The following is a 17953-nucleotide window of genomic DNA, read 5'->3' on the forward strand; positions in this document are numbered from 1 at the left end:
GCCGGCCGGCGGGCCCCGGCGTCCCCGACACCGCCGAGACGATGGACGTCACCTCGCCGGCCTGCGCACGCGACCAGCTCGGCAAGGGCGCCGGCACGGTCGGCAGGCCCGACTCCTCGGGTCGCGTCTACGGGGCGTTCCGCGTCGTCAACACGTCCGCCACGACCTGCTCGGTGGAGAGCGGCGGCAGCGTCGGCCTCACCGCACAGGGCTCCACCGACGCCGACCGCGTCCATGTCGTCGACCACACCTCCGGCGACGCCGCCACCGGGCTCCCGGACCCCGCCACCGCTCCCGGGCAGCTCGTCCTGCGGCCGGGGCAGGCGTACGAGGTCCAGTTCGCCTGGATCCCGCAGAGCGGCGGCGGGCCCACCGGATGCGCCAGCGCGGCACCGTCGCCCACTCCGGCGCCTCCCAAGGCGCCCGGGGCGCCGCAGGGCTCCTCCTCGTCGACCTCCGGGTCGTCGTCCTCGTCCTCGGAGGGCGGCGGCGACGAAGCGGGCGGCGGGGGACAGGCCGGTGGCGGCGACGGCGAGGGCGGCAACGGGGCGGCGCCCGGCGGCGTCCAGCTCAGCCACACCCCCGACGCCGGGGAACCGGCCGCCGCGAGCGCCACCATCGACGACGCCTGCGCCGGCACCGTCTACCACACGGGGGCACTGCCCGCCCCGTAGCGGCCGGGGCGCCCGGCGGAGGGGGCGGTGCCCGCCCGCCGTGCGGGCCCCGTACCGTGGGGGTGTGTACCGGTTCCTGCTGTCCCCGCGGTGGTGGGGAATCAATGTCTTCGCCCTTCTGGCGATCCCCTTCTGCGTCCTCATGGGCAGCTGGCAGCTGAGCCGCTTCGAGGACCGCGTCGCCACGCACCAGGAGCAGGAGACCCGCTCGGACGAGGCCGTCAAGGCGGCCGCCGCGCCGCTGGCCCGGCTGCTGCCCGTCGACCGGGCCACCTCGGGCCGCCGGGCCGTCGCGCGCGGCACCTACGACACCGGGCACCAGCTGCTCGTGCCCGGCCGTACCCTGGACCGCAAGCAGGGCGGTACCGAGGGTTTCTACGTGCTGAGCATGCTGCGGACGGACGACGGCAAGGCCCTTCCCGTCGTCCGCGGCTGGCTGCCCGGTGACGCGGACCGGCGGGCCGACACCGACCGGGTCCCGGCGCCGCCGAAGGGCGAGGTGACGGTGACCGGTGTGCTCCAGGCGTCCGAGAACCAGGGCAGCCCCGGGGTCCACGCCGAGGGCGGGCTGCCGCGCGGGCAGCTCGGCGTGATCAGCGCCGCGTCGCTGGTCAACATCGTGCCGTACCCGGTCCACGACGCGTGGATCACACTCATCGACGCCCCGTCCCCGCTGCGCCCCGTCCCGCCGACCGTGCCCGAGGGCGGCGGGCTGGACCTCAAGGCGTTCCAGAACCTCGGCTACACGGGCGAATGGTTTGTTTTCGCCGGATTCGTCGTCTTCATGTGGTTCCGTCTCTTCCGCCGCGAGAGCGAGGCGGCGAAGGACGCCGCGCTGGGCATCGTGACGGAGGACGCCGAGGGCGAGACGGCGGGGGAACGCGCGGGGGTGTGACGGCCGGGAGCGCGCGGCGGTGCGGTGGGGGCCGCGCCGTGGCGTGGCGGCCGGGGCCAACGCCGGTGTGGCGGACGGTGTGGTGGCCGGGGAGCCGGTGTGACGACGACGGCAGGCCGAGCATCCGGTGTCGCGTTGACGCGGCCGCGGCAAGCCGTACGGTGGCCCGGCGGCGGGCCCGGGGAGGCACCGCCGCCGGGCCCCTCCCCGGGCGTACCGCCTCCGGTCAGTCCCCGGTCTTCGGCAGGTACCGCTGGGCGAAGTCGAGCTCCAGGCGCACCTGCTTGATGCGCTCCTCCACCACCAGGGAGCCGTGCCCGGCGTCGTAGCGGTAGACCTCGTGCGGATGGCCGCGGCGCTCCAGCCGCTCGACGTAGTTCTCCACCTGGCGGATCGGGCAGCGCGGGTCGTTCACCCCCGCCGAGATGTAGACCGGCGCCCGGACCGCGTCCACATACGTCAGCGGCGACGACGCCTCGAAGCGCTCGGGCACCTCCTCCGGGGTGCCGCCCAGCAGCGTCCGGTCCATCGCCTTGAGGGCCTCCATCTCGTCGTGGTACGCCGTGACGTAGTCCGCGACGGGCACGGCGGCCAGGCCCAGGGCCCATGCCTCCGGCTGCGTGCCCAGCCCCAGCAGCGTCAGATAGCCGCCCCAGGAGCCGCCGGCCAGCACCAGCCGTTCCGGGTCGGAGAGGCCGGACGCGACCGCCCACTCGCGGACCGCGGCGATGTCCTCCAGCTCGATCAGCCCGACACGGTGCTTGAGCGCGTCCGTCCAGGCGCGGCCGTATCCCGTCGAGCCGCGGTAGTTGACCCGCACCACCGCGAAACCGTGGTCCACCCACGCCGCGGGGGACGAGGCGAACGCGTCGCTGTCGTGCCAGGTCGGGCCGCCGTGGATGTCGAACACCGTCGGGAAGGGGCCCTCGCCCGCCGGACGCTGCACCAGGGCGTGGACGCGGCCACCGGGGCCGTCCACCCAGACGTCCGTCACCGGCACCGAACCGGGTGCCTTCGCCCCCGGCGGGTCCAGGACGACCGCGCCGCTCGTCGAGCGGACCTCCGGCGGCTGCGCCGCCGAGGACCACAGGAACTCCACGGTCCCGTCCGGCCGGGCCGTGGCGCCCGACACCGTGCCGGCCGGGGTCTCCACCCGGGTCAGCGCCGCGCCGTCCCGGGCGGCGAGGTCGTAGCGCCACAGCTCGCTGCGGGCCTGGTACTCGTGGTCGATCAGCAGGGCCGAGCCGTCCGGGTACCAGTCCGCGCCGACGTCACCGGGCAGATCGATCTCCAGCGCCGTCTCCGTGCCCGTCAGCGGGTCCCAGATCATGGGCTCCCAGCGGCCCCGCCGCTGATGCCCGACCAGCAGCCGGGAGTCCCCGTCGACCGGCGCGAACCCCATGACGGAGAGGCCCAGTTCCTCGGTGCCGCCCTTGGTGTCGTCCAGCTCCGCGACCGTCGAGCCGTCCGGGCGGACGACGCGGATCGCGGAGTGCATCGCGTCGCCGTGCTCGGTGTGCTCGATCGCGATGAGGGAACCGTCGTGCGCGAGGCCGCCGACCCCCGCCGACTCGTGGTGCCGGTAGATCTGCGCCGCCGGCTCCCCGGGCCGTACGACGTGCACCGTCGAGCCCTCCTCGTCCGTGGAGCGTCCGATGACCGCGGTGCCGTCCCGGCCGATCGCCAGGCCCGCCGGGTAGGAGGGGGCGAGCCCCGGGGCCGCCGGTTCGTCGGGGCCGCCGCCGAACGGCTGGCGCATCCAGACGCCGAACTCGTCGCCGTCGGTGTCCGAGAACCACCAGATCCACGCGCCGTCGGGCGACAGCGTGCCGTCCGTCGTGCCGTGCGGGCGGTCGGTGGCCTGGCGCTGCGCGCCCGTCGCGCGGTCCCATGCGTACAGCTCGAAGGTGCCCGTCGCGTTGGAGACGAACAGCGAGCGGTCCGGGGCGTCCTCGGCCCAGTCGGGCAGACCGACCCGCGGCGCGCGGAACCGCTTCTCCCAGTCCGGGACGCCCGCGCCGGCGGCGTCCGTCGTGTGGCCCGCGGGCCCCTCCGCGGCGGGCGGACCGGCGGGAGCCTGCGGTTCGGTCGGATCGGTGGCGCGCTCGTCGCCCCTGGTCTCGTCAGTCATGGACCCCATTCTGCGCCCGCGCCCGAAAATCCGTTGGCGGGCCGGAAAGCCTGTGGATAACTTCTCCCCATGCGAGACAAGGCCCCCGAGAACTGGCGCGAGACCAACCGCGCGCTGTGGGACGAGCGCGTGCCTTTCCACAGGGCGAGCGATTTCTACGACCACGAGGGTTTCTGCCGCAGCAGGGACGTGATCCGGGACTTCGAGGCCGCGGAGGTCGGCGACGTCACCGGCCGCACCCTGCTCCATCTCCAGTGCCACTTCGGCCAGGACACCCTCTCCTGGGCCCACCGCGGCGCCGCCCGCGTCGTCGGCCTGGACTTCTCCGAACCGGCCGTCGAGCTGGCCCGCGAGACCGCCGCCGAACTCGGCTACGGCCCCGACCGCGCCTCCTTCGTCACCGCCGATGTGTACGACGCCGCCGAGGCCGTCCCCGACCCGTCGTACGACATCGTCTACACCGGCCTCGGCGCCCTGGTCTGGCTCCCGGACGTACGGCGCTGGGCCGAGACCGCGGCCTCCCTGGTGGCCCCCGGCGGCTTCCTCTACCTCGCCGAGTTCCACCCGCTGAGCGACGTCCTGGACGAAACATCGGGCTCCCGCGTCGTCCAGGACTACTTCCGCCGCGACCCCTGGGTGGAGGAGATCCCCGGAACGTACGCGGACCTGGACGCGCCGACGGTCAACAACCGCAGCGTCGAATGGCAGCACCCGCTCGGCGAGGTCGTCAGCGCCATCGCGGCCGCCGGGCTGCGCGTCGAGTTCCTGCACGAGCACGACATGAGCCTTTTCCAGCGCTTCAGCGAGCTGCGCCGCGGGGACGACGGCTACTTCCGCCTTCCCGCCGACCGCCCCCGCGTCCCCCTCATGTACTCCCTGAAGGCCACGCGCCCACAGTGACGCGTGGGGCCCGCCGGGCGTGATCCCCGGCGGGCCCCGTGCTCACCGCTCCGTGATGTGCTGGTCCCGGCCCGCCTGGTAGACCCGGGCGTTGCCGGTGGCGTGCGCGGTGAAGTGGACGGAGCCGATCACGGACCGCTCGGCCGCGGGCAGCCGGCCCCGCGCCTCCTCCAGGACGCGGGTGAGTTCCGCCGCCGCGTCCGGTTCGGCGGCCAGGAGGCGGCGCAGCCGCCCGTACCACTCGCCGGCCAGCGCCTCGCGGGCCTCCTGGTCGTCCTCGTCACGGGCGAGCACGACCTCGTCGCGGGTGTCGTCCAGCGCGCCCTCGATCTCGTCGGCGCGCGCCGGGACGAAACGTTCCCACAGCGCCAGCACCCCGTCCCGCGCCGTGTTCCAGGCGTCCGTGGCCATCAGCGTGACCAGCGTCGTCCCCGCCGTCTGCGCGAGCTGCGTCAACTGCGGATCCATGTCCCGATACCCCCCGTCGGCCGGCCGGCGCGGTGGTGCGCCGGCCGTGCGATTGTAGGGCGGGGCGCCCCATCGTCGGTGGCGGGAAGGTCAGTTGACGTGGTCCGCCCGTACCCGGCCCTCCGGTGTCCCGCGCGGGGGAGACGGTGCGGCGCCGCGCCGGTCCGCCCCGGGCGGGGTGCGGGTCAGGACGACCGCGGTGATCACCAGCAGGCCGCCCACCGCGGTGTTCCAGCCGACCGGCTCCGCCAGCAGCAGCGCCCCCAGGGCCGTGGACCACAGCGGCATGACATAGGTGACGGTGGACGCGATGGTCGGCCCCGCCGTACGCACCAGACGCAGATTGAGGAGATGGGCGACGCCCGTGCCCGCCGCGCCCAGGACCAGCAGGGCCGCGGCCGCCCCGGTGCCGGGCCAGCGCGGCGCGCCGCCCGTCAGCGCGGCGGCCGGCAGCAGCTCCACGGTGGCGCAGGTCAGCTGGGTCGCCGCCAGCACCGGCAGCGCGTACGGAAGGCCCGTCAGGAACCGCCGCACATAGGTGTACCCGGCGCCGTAGTAGGCCGCCGCCCCCAGACACGCCACGCTGCCCGCGAGCGCCCCCGAGCCCGGGGAGCGCCAGACGCCGAGGACGGTCAGCACACCGCAGAACCCGACGAGCAGTCCTGCGATCCGGCGCGGCCCGGGACGCTCGCCGCGCGTCACCAGCAACGCGCACACCAGGGTGAACAGTGGCGTCGTCGCGTTCCACACCCCGGCCTGCACCGAGCTGATGTGCTGCTCGCCGAACGGGAACAGGACGAACGGTACGGCGTTCAGCAGCACCGCGGCCACCGCCGCGTGCCCCCACACCCGGGCGGTCACCGGCACCCGCTGCCGTCCGGCCGCCACGAGGCCCCACAACGTCAGCGCCCCCAGCGCGCACCGCCACAGCGCGACCCACGCGGGCGGCGTCCCCGCGTCCACCGCGACCTTGATCAGCGCGAAGCTCGCCCCCCAGATCGCCGACAGCGCGACGAACGACGGCACCCACCGCGCGGACACCGCGCCGGCCTGCACACCCACCCGGACCTCCTCGGTACGACCCGGCCGCCACGGCGCCGGGGCGGGCCGGAGCGGCCCGTGGACAGCACCGTGCCGGGCCGTGCACCATGAGTCCAACAAGTCACCCGTGCCCGCCTCATGAGGGTTGCTCATGCCGTCCGCCTCGCCGAACCTCGCCCAGTTGCGCGCCCTGCTGGCCGTCGCGGACACCGGGGGGTTCGGCTCGGCCGCCGACGAACTCGGCGTCAGCCAGTCGGCGGTCTCCCACGCCCTCGCCGCCCTGGAACGCGTGCTGGACGCGCGTCTCGTCCACCGCGAGCCCCCGGTGCGCCCCACCGCGCTGGGGGAGCAGATCCTGCCGCACGCCCGTGCCGCCGTGGCCGCCACCGACACCGTCACCGCCCTCGCCGCCCGGCACACCCGCGTCCCCGCCGGGACGGTCCGGCTCGCCGCGCCCCGCACCGTCTGCCAGGCGCTCCTGCCGTCCCTGCTCCGCACCTGGTCCGCCGCGCATCCGCGGGTCCGCGTCCGCCTCTTCGAGGGCGACGACGCGGAGATGCCCGCGTGGCTGGAGGCCGGCACGGTCGACGCGGCCGTCCTCGTGGACCCCGACCGGCCGCCGGGTCCGGCCCGGCTGCTCGTCCGCGACGGCTACCACGCCCTGCTGCGCGGCGACCATCCGCTCGCCCAGGAGGCCGCCCTCGACCTCCGTGATCTCGACGACGACCCGTTCCTGCTCTGCCTGGGCGGCTGCGAGGTCCGTATCCGGGAGATCTACCGGGGTGCCGGGATGCGGCTGGCGCCCGTGCACCGCATCCGTGATCTGGCGACCGTCGTCGCCATGGTTCACGCGGGCATCGGGGTCACCATCGTCCCCGGTCTCACCCGCGCCATGCTCCCCAGTGGCCTCGTCCTGGTCCCGCTGCGTCCCGAGGTCCACCGCCGCCTCGTCCTCAGCGGCCCCCTCTCCCGTCCCTGGCACCCCGCGGTCACCGCGCTCGTCGACGCCACCGACCCGGACACCCTCACCCCGGAGCCCTGACGCCCCCTCGCCGTTCAGCCGGGCGGAGTACGTGCCGTCCGGTCGTCACGCCAAAGCGCGTGCGGGCCCTGACGCGCGCCTACGCTCGCCCGCGTGGCGAGAATCGTGGACGCGCTCAAACGGATGCTGATCGGCCGGGCCCTCCCGAGCGAGGGGCTCCAGGAGACCCTGCTGCCCAAGCGCCTGGCCCTGCCGATCTTCGCCTCGGACCCGTTGTCGTCGGTGGCCTATGCCACCCAGGAGATCCTCCTGGTCCTCACCCTCGGCGGCCTCGCCTACCTCCACCTCGCCACCTGGGCGGGCCTCGCCGTGGTCGTCCTGCTCGCCGTCGTGGTGCTCTCCTACCGGCAGGTCGTCCACGCCTATCCCTCGGGCGGCGGCTCCTACGAGGTGGTCACCACCAACCTCGGGCCCGCCACCGGGCTGGTGGTCGCCGCGTCCCTGCTCGTCGACTACGTGATGACCGTCGCGGTCTCCGTCGCCTCCGGCGTCGACAACATCATCTCCGCGTTTCCGCAGCTCAACGCGTACCGGACGGCGATGGCCCTGGTCTTCGTCGCGCTGCTGGCGACGGTGAACCTGCGCGGGGTCCGCGAATCGGGCCGGGCGTTCGCCGCCCCCACCTATCTGTTCATCGGCGGACTGCTCGTCCTGTGCGCCACCGGGCTGGTCCGCTGGCTGGCCGGTGACGCCCCGGTCGCCGAGTCCGCCGCGTACGGCGTCACCCCGGCGCCCGGCGGGAGCGGACTGGCCGGACCGGCGCTCCTGATGCTGGGGTTGCGGGCGTTCTCCAGCGGCTGTACGGCGCTGACGGGTGTCGAGGCGATCTCCAACGGGGTCCCCGCGTTCCGCAAGCCGAAGGCGAAGAACGCCGCCACCACACTGGGCGCCATGGGCCTGATCGCCATCCTCCTCTTCTCCGGCATCACGTCCCTCGCCCTGATCTCAGGCATCCACATCGCCGACGACACCTGCCGTCTCACACATTTCCCCGGCGACTGCGCCACCGTCCCGCAGCGCACCGTCATCGCCCAGCTCGCCGCCGCGATCTTCGGCGGGCCCCAGAGCGTCGGCTTCTTCTTCATCCAGACCGTCACCGCCATGGTGCTGGTCCTGGCCGCGAACACCGCGTTCAACGGGTTCCCGCTGCTGGCCTCCATCCTGGCCGCGAACAGCTATTTGCCCCGTCAACTCCACACCCGCGGCGACAGGTTGGCGTTCTCCAACGGCATCCTCGCCCTCGCCGTCGTCGCCGCGGCCCTGCTGTGGGCCTTCCACGCCTCCGTCACCAGCCTCATCCACCTCTACATCCTCGGGGTGTTCACCTCCTTCACGCTCTCCCAGACCGGCATGGTCCGGCACTGGAACCGCGCCCTGCGCACCGAACCGAACCCCGCCCTGACCGCCCGCCGCCGAACCGCCCGCGCCATCAACGCGCTGGGCGCCGTCGTCACCGGGCTGGTGCTGGTGATCGTGCTGATCACCAAGTTCACCCAGGGCGCCTATCTGGCGGTGATCGCGGGCGTCTGCCTGTGGGTGACCATGCGCGCCATCCGCCGCCACTACGACGAGACCGCCGCCGAACTCGCCGTCGCCGACCCGCGCGCGGAGGTCGTCCTGCCCTCCCGCGTCCATGCCGTCGTCCTGATCTCCAAGATCCACAAACCGACGCTGCGGGCCCTGGCCTACGCCCGCGCCACCCGCCCCCACGTCCTCGAAGCCGTCACCGTCGCCGTCGACCGCGAGGAGTCCGACGCCCTCAGAACCGCCTGGGACGCGGCCGGTTTCGACACCCCCCTCAAGATCCTCGCCTCCCCCTACCGCGAGATCACCCGCCCGGTCGTGGAGTACGTACGCTCCATCGGCCGCTCCAGCCCCCGCGACGTGATCAGCGTCTACATCCCGGAATACGTCGTCGGCCGCTGGTGGGAGAACCTGCTCCACAACCAGTCCGCCTTCTGGCTCAAGAGCCGCCTCCTGTTCACCCCCGGTGTCATGGTCACCAGCGTCCCCTGGCAACTCAGCTCCTCCGAACACCACCCGCCACGCCCGCTCGTCCGCGCGCCCGGCGCGGTGCGGAGGGGGGAGCCGGCGCCCGGGGCGGTCCGCAGGGGGGAGACGACCGGCGAGTCGGCGGGGGAGGGCTGAACGTCCAGCGGGACTTCGGGAGTTGCGGAATGCGCCCTCTCCCGGCTTTCCGGATGGCCCCTCATAAGCCCCCCTTTGGGATTCAAAAAGCCGTCGCAAGAGGGCAAATCAGGTCGGTTGTGGGAGGTGGACGGGGCTCGGGCGCGGTGCCGGAGTGGGAGGGTCTGATTATCTTTGCGGGTGGTGGGGGGCGTATGGCGTGGGCTGGTCGTTCATGTGTCCGATGTCGGCGTTCCGGGGAAGCGGGCGATTCCGGCCGCACCGGCGTCAACCGGCGTTTGCCCCCGAAGAGGCGCGGCAACAGCATCGCTTCTCGTTCCCGCATGCCGTAGGGCCGCGAGGCGGTCCGGCATGCCCTTCTACGAGGAGTTCCCGTGAACGATCGCCTGACCCTCGGCCCGGATGCGGCACGGCAGCTTGCCACCACCACCAAGACCAGCCCCCAGATGCTCGGCATCACGCCGCGCTATCTGCTGCGCGCGCTGCCCTGGGTGGACGTCGAATCAGGAGTCTTCCGCGTCAACCGCCGTCGCAGCTACGTCCTGGGCGACGACCGCATCAGTGTCCACTTCGACCAGGGCTCCCCCCGCGTCATCGCCGGTGACCTGCGCGAACTCCCGTATCTGCGGGAGGCTGACGACGCGCTCCTCGCCGAACTCGCGGGCGCCTTCACCGAGGTCACCTTCGAGGCCGGCCAACTCCTCGCCCAGGAGGGCGACCCCGCCGACAAGCTCTGGGTGATCGCCCAGGGCCGCGCCGAGAAGCGCGTCAGCGGCCGCTACGGGGAGGACGCCGTCCTCGACGTCATCGGCGACGGCCAGTTCTTCGACCTCGACGCCTGGACCCGCTCCGAGCCCGCCCCCTACCGGGTCAAGGCCCTCACCCCGGGTGTGGCGCTGTGCGTCGAGCGCGGGGTGCTCGCCGGGCTGTGCGACCGCGACGCCACCGTACGCGGCGCGCTGGACGCCTACCTCAACGGCGGTGGCGCCTTCACCGGTGGCGAGGTCCCCGTCGACCTCCGCTCCGGGCACATCGGCGAGCCCGAACTGCCCGCCACCTACGTCGACTACGAGGACACGCCCCGCGAGTACCACATGAACCTCGCGCAGACCGTGCTGCGCGTGCACACCCGCGTCTCCGACCTCTACAACGGCCCCGTCGACCAGGTCCGCGCCCAGGCCAACCTCACCGCCCACGCCCTGCGCGAGCGCCAGGAGGCCGTCCTCCTCAACCACCCCGAGCACGGCCTCTTCCACAACGTGGCCCCCGGCCAGCGGGTGCAGACGCGCACCGGCTCGCCGACCCCCGACGACATGGACGAGCTGCTCAGCCGCGTCTGGAAGCAGCCCGGCTTCTTCATCGCCCACCCCAAGGCCATCGCGGCGTTCGCCCGGGAATGTACCCGGCGGGGCGTGCCCCCGGTGATCGACACCCGGTTCGGCAGCCCACTGCTGACCTGGCGTGGGGTCCCCCTGCTCCCGTCCGACAAGGTGGGCTTCTCCGGCCACGCGGGCACCGGCACCACCGAGATCCTGCTGATGCGCGTCGGCGAGGCCGAGCAGGGCGTGGTGGGCCTGCGCCCCAGCGCCGTCGCCGACGAGATCGAACCCGGCCTGTCGATGCGCAACATGGGTGTCGACCAGAAGGGCATCACCTCGTACCTGATGACCGCGTACTTCAACGCCGCGGTCCTGGTCGAGGACGCCGTCGCGGTGCTCCAGAACGTCGAGGTGTCCAACTTCCATGACTACTCCTGACCTCACCCGGGGCCCGGCCGCGACGGGCCCCGACCCGTTCGGTGTCCCCGGCCTGACCTCGGGCACCCCCGGCAAAGCGGCGACCGAGGGGATGCCGGGGGGCCTGAGCGGGACGGGTGTGCCTGGCATGCCGGGGGGTGCTGGGGCGTACGGGGTTCCGGGGGTGCTCGGGGTGCCGGGCGTTTCGGGAGCGACCGCCGGGATGGGTGTCCCGGGTGTCTCGGGGGTACCGGGTGCCGCAGAGGTCCCGGGGGCAGCATCGGTCCCGGGTATCCCCGGCGTCCCGGAAGCACCGGGCATGCCCGCCGCCCCACCGGCATCCTCGGTACCGGGCCCAGCGGCCGTGCCCGGAACAACGGGCACGGCAGCGGTCCCGGGGATGTCCTCCGCCCCCGGCCCCTCCTCGGTCCCGGGCCTCCCCTCGGCCCCGTCGATGCCGGGCTTCCCCGGAGCCTCCGCCACCCCAGGCGCCCCGACGGCCTCCTCCGGCCGTACGGCGCAGAACGCGGCCTTCTCTCCCGAGATGGCGCGGCGCGACGTCCCGATCCTGCACCGGACGGTGAACGGGCGTCCGCTGGTCTGGCTGGACAACGGCGCCACCACGCAGAAACCGCGCCAGGTCATCGAGGCGGTGGCCGGCTTCTACGGCGCGGGGAACTCCAACATCCACCGTGGCGCGCACACCATGGCGCGTGAGGCCACCGAGTCGTACGAGGCGGGCCGGGACGCGGTCGCCCGGTTCCTGGGCGCGGGGTCCCCGGAGGACATCGTCTTCGTCCGGGGCACCACCGAGGCCGTCAACCTCGTCGCCCAGACCTGGGGACGGGCCAACCTCGGCCCCGGGGACGACATCCTGGTACCGGTGCTGGAGCACCACTCCAACATCGTCCCCTGGCAGATGCTCGCCAAGGAGACCCGGGCCCGGGTGGTCCCCGTCCCCCTCCTGCCGGACGGACAGATCGACCTCGGCGCCTACGACGACCTGCTGTCCATGCGGACCCGGCTCGTGGCGCTCAGTCACGCGTCGAATGTGCTCGGCACCGTCCCCCCGGTACGGGAGATGACGGCGCTCGCGCACCGGTACGGGGCCAAGGTGCTGGTCGACGGGGCGCAGGCGGTCGCCCACTTCCCCGTCGACGTACGGGAACTGGACGCCGACTTCTATGTGTTCTCGGGGCACAAGCTGTTCGCCCCGACGGGCATCGGCGCCCTCTACGCGAAACCGGAGATCCTTCAGGGCATGGCGCCGTGGCAGGGCGGCGGCAACATGATCGAGTCGGTCGGTTTCGACGGCTCCACCTTCGCCCCCGCCCCCCACCGTCTGGAGGCCGGCACCGGCCACATCTCCGGCGTGGTCGGCCTGCTGGCCGCGCTGGACTGGCTGACCTCCTTCGACCGGGACGCCATCGCCGCGTACGAGACCGGGCTGATGGCCCACGCGCAGCAGGTTCTCGCCACCGTGCCGGGCCTCGACCTGCTGGGCTCGGCCCCGGAACGGATCGGCGTCCTGACCTTCACCCTCGCGGGCCACGACCCGGCGGAGATCGCCGACTGGCTGGACCGCGACGGCATCGCCGTCCGCGCCGGACACCACTGCGCCCAGCCCGCTCTCGCCCACTACGGAGTGCAGAGCGCCGCCCGCGCCTCCCTCGCGCTCTACAACACCCCCGAGGAGGTCGACCAGCTGGCGGCATCGCTCCTCCGCCTCCAACACACCACCTGAACCACCCGTCTCCGCCCTCCCCTCGCCCGGCCCGCACCACCCGGGGGAGGGGAGGGCGAACGGCGTACGAGGGCGGGGACCTCCCGTGTGGCGCGCACCCCTACCCGCCCACCGCCTCCGGTACGGACCCGGCCGTCACCCGCTTCGTACCGCCACGCCTCTCCCACACCAGGCGCAGCACCACGACCACCAGCGCGGCGCATGCGAACCCCGCCCCGACCCAGGGCAAGGCAGGGGCGTCGAACCGGGACAACGCCCGCCCGCCGACGGTCGTACCCACCGTGATGCCCAGATTGGAGAACGAGACGAACAGGCTGTTGCCGAATTCGGGCGCGTCCTGGGTGTCACGCCCCAGCCAGTGCTGACACACGATCAATCCGCCGGAGTGCACCGCCGCCCAGAGCGGCACGATCGCGACCATGGGTGCGACGCGCGCACCGAGCGCGTGGACCGCCACGTACACGAGCAGGCAGAGAACGGGGAAGGCGAGCACCGTCCGGACCGCGCCGGCTCGCAGCAGTGCCGCGAACGCGAAATTCCCGAAGATCATCACCACGCCGAACACCAGCAGCATCACACTGATCAGGGACCCGCTCATACCGGTGACGCTGCCGAGATATTCGGCGAAGTACCCGTAGACGGAGAACAGCGCCGCGAACACCAGGACGACCGACAGAATCGTCAGCCACGTCCGGCCGCTGCGCAGCACCCTCACCTGACTGCCGTACGAAAGCCGCTCGCCCACCGGCATCGCCGGCAGAAACCGCAGAATGCCGAACAGTCCGAGCAGATTGACGCCCGCGCTCGTCCAGAAGGCGGCCCCGAGCGAGAAATGGTCCGCCAGATACGACGTGAGCGGCACCCCGAACGCGAATCCCACCGTGACCCCCGCGAACACCCGCGCGATCGCACGGTTCGCCGCCGCCCCCGCCCCTTCCCCGAGCCGCACCGCAGTGGCCAGCGCGACCGAGAAGAAGACCGGATGCAACAGCGCCGGAACGATACGGAAGGCCAGCATCACCTCGAAGTGCGTGGTGAGTGCGTACACCGCGTTCGACACGGCGAAGACGCCCATGGCCCCCGCCAGTACGACCCGCCGGTCCACGCCGGACGCCACGAGCGTCATGAACGGCCCCGACACCGCCACCACGAGCGCGAAGACCCCGACCAGCAGCCCCGCGGTGGACGCACTCACCTCCAACCGCGCCGCGACCTGCGGCAGCACACCGACAACGCCCATCTCCGTCGTGATGATCCCGAACACACCGAGAGCGAGCGACAACACGGCCGCCGAACTTCTTCTCATGATCGTCTTCCTCTCGGCCGGGGGCGGCCGAGGAATCTATGTACCTCGAATATTGGATATGAGTGGGTGCGGCGACGCCCGGGGGAGGGGGTGGCCCCGAGCCTTACGGGTCAGGGCGGAGGCGGGTGCGCCGGGCAGGCCCCGAGGGATGAGACCTCCCGGAGGTCAAAGCTCCTCCCGCACATGCGCCGCGAATTCCTCGATCGCCCGCTCGTTCCGCCGGTAATACGTCCACTTGCCGATCCGGGTGGACTCCAGCAGTCCGGCATCCCTCAACGTCTGCAAATAGCTGGACACCACGGACTGTGACAACCCCGACCGCGTCTGGATGTCCCCCACGCATACCCCGATGTGGAACCCCAGCCCCTGCACCCGATAAGCGCTCTCGTCGAAGTGCTTCTCGGGCTCCCTCAGCCAATGCAGGAACTGCAGCCGCGCCGGATTGGCCAACGCCTTGTACACGGTCAGGGGGTCCATGGGGGCCTCTCGAAGCTCTCTGGGTGGCGACGTCTCCCATCTACTTTTTTGGATGCGTGGGTGTATGTCAAGTCGAGCTGCCCCGCAGGCCGTCGGGAGCGGGCGGCGAACGGGGCGGCGAACGGGGCGGCCGACGCCGCTCGTCGCCCGCCCCGTTCCGTGTCGTGCGGTGGCCGGGGAACCCCGCCCGGACGGACGGGGTTCCCCGGGACTCAGGCCCGCTTCGAGCGGCGGCGGCCCGCCACGACCAGGCCGGCTCCCGCCGCGAGCACCGCGACGGTGCCGATGGCCAGCGGGATGATGCCGCTGCTGCCCGTCGAGGCGAGGTCACCGTCGGCGGGGGCCGCCGGGCTGTCCGACGGGGACGGGGCGGCCGGCTGGGAGGCGGTACCGGACGGCGTGGCGCTCGCCGGGGGCGGCGTCACCGGGGCGGAGGGGGTGCCGGTGGCCGACGGCGTGGCATCGGGAGTGCCGCTCGGGGCGGGCGTGGTGCCGGGGGTTTCGCTCGGCTTCGGCGAGGGCGTCTTGCCGGGCTCGGGGAGGCAGCCGGTGAAGGGGAAGTGGTGGGTCTCCGCGCCGCCCGAGCCGTGCAGCGAGGCCACCCACACCGAGCCGTTGACCGGCGCGCCGGTGCCCAGCTCCAGGTGCGCCCGGGGCGCCAGCACGCTGCCCGGCCAGGCCGCCTTGCTGCTCTTGGTGATCGTGCGGGCCTCGGGGAAGTTCCACAGCAGCTTGGAGCGGACCTTGCCGTCGGCGGCGCTCTGGAGCTTGTCGTCGAGTACGAAGTCCTGGCCGCCGGAGAGGAAGAAGCCGGTGGTGCCGGCCGCGGCCATGTCGTAGCTCGTGCCGCTGACGTTGACGACCGTGGTCGCGCCGGCCGGGACCTTGAGGTGAACGTCCTTGGCCGCTTCCAGCTGGGCGGCCGTCACCTTGAAGACGTTACGGGTGGTGTCGCTGCCCTCCAGGGTGAGCCGGGCGCCCTTCAGTGTCACGTGGGTGCCGTCGGTCGCCGGTTCGTCCGCCAGCGCGGAGGAGTAGTTCCGGAGCTTGGCGAACTCGGCGTCGAAATCGATCGGTTGGCCGCCCTGGCGGAAGGCGCCGGAGTGCATCTCGACGGCGCGGTCGCGGACCTTGCCGCCGACGACCGCGTCACCCTTCATCACCACGGTGGCCGACGAGCCGTTGACCAGATCGCCGCGGACGACGAGCGCTGCCCGGCCGGGCAGGGCCGCGACCTCCGCCGCCGACAGCTCGTTGCCGACGCTGAAACCGTTGCGGAAGTCCGCGTTGCCGCCGACGGCCACCGCGCCCTCCGCGTCGGGCGCGTGCACGTCGTCGCCGAGGACGAACTCGCCGTACTTGCCGGCGATCCCGAAGGCATCGGTGGTGCAGGCGGGCGCGGCCTGCGCGGCCGGGGCGACCGTGAGACCGAGAAGGAGGGCTCCGCCGAGCACGGCGGCTGCGGCGGTTGCGGATGTGCGCATGGCGGTTTGGTTCTCCCGCGGGGGTGATGAAGAAGGTTCCGTGGTGGGGGGTTTGACCATGCTTTTCATATGCTGCGACATTGGTCAAGACCAATGTCGCGGGTGGCGACGTGGTGCCGGTTTCGGTGGTAAATGCCCCATTGTGTTCATCGGTGCTGGTGGGGAACTGCGGCATCCGCGGCCGAGGGGTGCGTCAGGGGCCGTCACGACCGAAAGTGCTCGCACCGCTCGCCCCGGTGCCGTTCGAGAGGGCGGGCGCGCCTGCCGCATCGCGCGGCCGCGATGCGTTACCTATGGGCACGAAAAGTGATCGGGTTGCCGCTCTGAGTGGTCGCGATCCGGTGAAAGTCGTGCAGTGTGGTCAACGTATCGGGAGACAGGGGTAGTTGATGCCGTTCGAAACGCGGAAGGCGTCGGCGGGCGCGGGGGAGCAGACACAGGAGCAGGCGCAGCTCAGTCTGAGTACCGCGGCGGCGCGCAATCTCGCGACGACGACCAAGTCCGAGCCCCAGATGCAGGGGAAAAGCTCCCGGTGGCTGCTGCGGAAGCTGCCGTGGGTGGACGTGCCCGGAGGCGCCTACCGGGTGAACCGGCGTCTGTCGTTCGTCGTCGGGGACGGGAAGGTGACCTTCGAGAAGAACGGGTCCAAGGTCCGCGTCGTCCCGGCGGAGCTGGCCGAACTGCCGCTGCTGCGCGGCTTCGACGACCCCACGGCCCTGGGGGCACTGGCCGACAAGTTCGTGCAGAAGGAATACGACCCCGGACAGATCATCGTGCAGGAAGGGCGCAAGGCTGATCACGTCTTCCTGGTCGCCCACGGCAAGGTGGACAAGGTCCGGCCCGCCAAGTACGAGGGGGAGTCGGTGGTGGGCCGGCTGTCCGACGGCGACAGCTTCGGCGGCGATGTGCTGGCCGGCGGAGGCGGCAAGTGGGACTTCACGGCCCGCGCGGCGACCGCGACCACGGTCCTGTCGCTGCCGCTCACCGCGTACAAGGCGGTCGCCGACCAGTACGAGGCGCTGCGGAGCCACGTCCAGCAGCTCACCACCGAGGCGCGGCAGCCGAAGAACAGGGCCGGTGAGGCCGCGATCGAATTCCTCTCCGGGCATGACGGCGAGCCGGTCCTGCCGACCACCTTCGTGGACTACGAGCTCACCCCGCGCGAATACGAGCTGAGCGTGGCGCAGACCGTGCTGAAGGTGCACAGCCGGGTCGCCGACCTCTACAACCAGCCCATGAACCAGACCGAGCAGCAGCTGCGGCTCACCATCGAGGCGCTGCGCGAGCGCCAGGAGAGGGAACTGGTCAACAACCCCGACTTCGGGCTGCTCCACAACACCGACTTCGACCAGCGCATCCCCACCCAGTCCGGTCCGCCCACCCCGGACGACCTCGACGACCTGCTGAGCATGCGCCGCGGTACCCGCTACCTCTTCGCCCACCCGCGCGCCATCGCCGCGTTCGGCAAGGAGTGCAACCAGCGGGGCATCTACTTCGGCAGCGTCGACGTCGACGGCCATCACATCCCGGCCTGGCGGGGCGTGCCGATCCTGCCCTGCGGCAAGATCCCGATCACCGAGCACCAGACCTCGTCGATCATCGCCATGCGTACCGGTGAGGACAACGAGGGCGTCATCGGCCTCCACCAGACCGGTCTGCCCGACGAGATCGAGCCCGGCCTCAACGTGCGGTTCATGGGCATCGACGAGAAGGCGATCATCTCCTACCTCGTCAGCACCTACTACTCCGCCGCCGTACTCGTCCCGGACGCGATCGGCGTCCTGGAGAACGTCGAGGTGCGACCGCGTGGCTGAGCACCCCGTCCGGCGGGGGAAGGAGGGCTGAGACGGTGTCGTTGCTGCCCCGGGCGTACGCCGCGCCCGCCGTCCGCGAGGCGGCGGGCGCGA

At 72.6% G+C, this 17953-nt stretch carries 13 protein-coding genes and 1 pseudogene; 8 read left to right on the forward strand and 6 right to left on the reverse strand.

Going from position 1 to position 17953, the window contains the following annotated elements:
- Positions 1-674: pseudogene (locus AC51EU_RS15485) on the forward strand (hypothetical protein); the annotation flags it as partial.
- A gap of 64 nt (positions 675-738) precedes the next feature.
- Positions 739-1569, forward strand: coding sequence for an SURF1 family protein (locus tag AC51EU_RS15490; RefSeq protein WP_496267503.1), 831 nt, complete (start codon positions 739-741; stop codon positions 1567-1569).
- A gap of 226 nt (positions 1570-1795) precedes the next feature.
- Here AC51EU_RS15490 and AC51EU_RS15495 read toward each other — a convergent pair whose 3' ends face one another.
- The gene (locus AC51EU_RS15495) at positions 1796-3700 is read right to left on the reverse strand and encodes a S9 family peptidase (protein ID WP_496267504.1); all 1905 of its coding nucleotides are present in this window, start codon (positions 3698-3700) and stop codon (positions 1796-1798) included.
- A 69-nt stretch (positions 3701-3769) separates the two neighbouring features.
- On the opposite strand from AC51EU_RS15495, the gene AC51EU_RS15500 reads away from it, so the two are divergent.
- Entirely contained in the window at positions 3770-4600 is an 831-nt protein-coding gene (locus tag AC51EU_RS15500; protein WP_496267505.1) for a class I SAM-dependent methyltransferase, read from the forward strand.
- A 42-nt stretch (positions 4601-4642) separates the two neighbouring features.
- Here AC51EU_RS15500 and AC51EU_RS15505 read toward each other — a convergent pair whose 3' ends face one another.
- Together AC51EU_RS15505 and AC51EU_RS15510 are read right to left on the reverse strand one after the other, a co-directional pair.
- Entirely contained in the window at positions 4643-5068 is a 426-nt protein-coding gene (locus AC51EU_RS15505) for a hypothetical protein (protein WP_496267506.1), read from the reverse strand.
- A gap of 90 nt (positions 5069-5158) precedes the next feature.
- Entirely contained in the window at positions 5159-6130 is a 972-nt protein-coding gene (locus AC51EU_RS15510; RefSeq protein WP_496267507.1) for a DMT family transporter, read from the reverse strand.
- A 130-nt stretch (positions 6131-6260) separates the two neighbouring features.
- Between AC51EU_RS15510 and AC51EU_RS15515 the strand changes: the two genes are divergently transcribed.
- The 4 genes from AC51EU_RS15515 to AC51EU_RS15530 all read left to right on the forward strand — a co-directional run bounded on the left by AC51EU_RS15515 (position 6261) and on the right by AC51EU_RS15530 (position 12779).
- Entirely contained in the window at positions 6261-7151 is an 891-nt protein-coding gene (locus AC51EU_RS15515; RefSeq protein ID WP_496267508.1) for a LysR family transcriptional regulator, read from the forward strand.
- A 93-nt stretch (positions 7152-7244) separates the two neighbouring features.
- A complete protein-coding gene (locus tag AC51EU_RS15520) occupies positions 7245-9299 on the forward strand; it encodes an APC family permease (protein ID WP_496267509.1) in 2055 nt (684 codons plus the stop codon).
- A 374-nt stretch (positions 9300-9673) separates the two neighbouring features.
- The gene (locus AC51EU_RS15525; RefSeq protein ID WP_496267510.1) at positions 9674-11056 is read left to right on the forward strand and encodes a family 2B encapsulin nanocompartment shell protein; all 1383 of its coding nucleotides are present in this window, start codon (positions 9674-9676) and stop codon (positions 11054-11056) included.
- Positions 11043-12779, forward strand: coding sequence for a SufS family cysteine desulfurase (locus tag AC51EU_RS15530; RefSeq protein WP_496267511.1), 1737 nt, complete (start codon positions 11043-11045; stop codon positions 12777-12779). Before AC51EU_RS15525 ends, AC51EU_RS15530 begins: the two co-directional genes overlap by 14 nt.
- Before the next feature lie 100 nt (positions 12780-12879).
- Here AC51EU_RS15530 and AC51EU_RS15535 read toward each other — a convergent pair whose 3' ends face one another.
- The 3 genes from AC51EU_RS15535 to AC51EU_RS15545 form a co-directional block, all read right to left on the reverse strand.
- Positions 12880-14064 carry an MFS transporter gene (locus AC51EU_RS15535; protein ID WP_496267512.1) on the reverse strand — a complete coding sequence of 395 codons (1185 nt, stop codon included), beginning with the start codon at positions 14062-14064 and terminating at the stop codon, positions 12880-12882.
- Between the two features lie 186 nt (positions 14065-14250).
- Entirely contained in the window at positions 14251-14562 is a 312-nt protein-coding gene (locus AC51EU_RS15540; RefSeq protein WP_496267513.1) for an ArsR/SmtB family transcription factor, read from the reverse strand.
- Between the two features lie 212 nt (positions 14563-14774).
- On the reverse strand, positions 14775-16046 hold the full coding sequence (locus tag AC51EU_RS15545) for a choice-of-anchor A family protein (RefSeq protein WP_496267514.1): 1272 nt from the start codon (positions 16044-16046) through the stop codon (positions 14775-14777).
- A gap of 389 nt (positions 16047-16435) precedes the next feature.
- Between AC51EU_RS15545 and AC51EU_RS15550 the strand changes: the two genes are divergently transcribed.
- A complete protein-coding gene (locus tag AC51EU_RS15550) occupies positions 16436-17860 on the forward strand; it encodes a family 2B encapsulin nanocompartment shell protein (protein WP_496267515.1) in 1425 nt (474 codons plus the stop codon).
- The last annotated feature ends 93 nt before the right edge of the window (positions 17861-17953 follow it).

The sequence above is a fragment of the Candidatus Streptomyces philanthi genome, assembly GCF_059553635.1.

Bases quoted from the DNA above. Each gene is read 5' to 3' on its own strand.
- AC51EU_RS15495 (WP_496267504.1), bottom strand. From the start codon at position 3,700: ATGACTGACGAGACCAGGGGCGACGAGCGCGCCACCGATCCGACCGAA.
- AC51EU_RS15500 (WP_496267505.1), top strand. From the start codon at position 3,770: ATGCGAGACAAGGCCCCCGAGAACTGGCGCGAGACCAACCGCGCGCTG.
- AC51EU_RS15505 (WP_496267506.1), bottom strand. From the start codon at position 5,068: ATGGATCCGCAGTTGACGCAGCTCGCGCAGACGGCGGGGACGACGCTG.
- AC51EU_RS15515 (WP_496267508.1), top strand. From the start codon at position 6,261: ATGCCGTCCGCCTCGCCGAACCTCGCCCAGTTGCGCGCCCTGCTGGCC.
- AC51EU_RS15530 (WP_496267511.1), top strand. From the start codon at position 11,043: ATGACTACTCCTGACCTCACCCGGGGCCCGGCCGCGACGGGCCCCGAC.
- AC51EU_RS15540 (WP_496267513.1), bottom strand. From the start codon at position 14,562: ATGGACCCCCTGACCGTGTACAAGGCGTTGGCCAATCCGGCGCGGCTG.
- AC51EU_RS15545 (WP_496267514.1), bottom strand. From the start codon at position 16,046: ATGCGCACATCCGCAACCGCCGCAGCCGCCGTGCTCGGCGGAGCCCTC.
- AC51EU_RS15550 (WP_496267515.1), top strand. From the start codon at position 16,436: ATGCCGTTCGAAACGCGGAAGGCGTCGGCGGGCGCGGGGGAGCAGACA.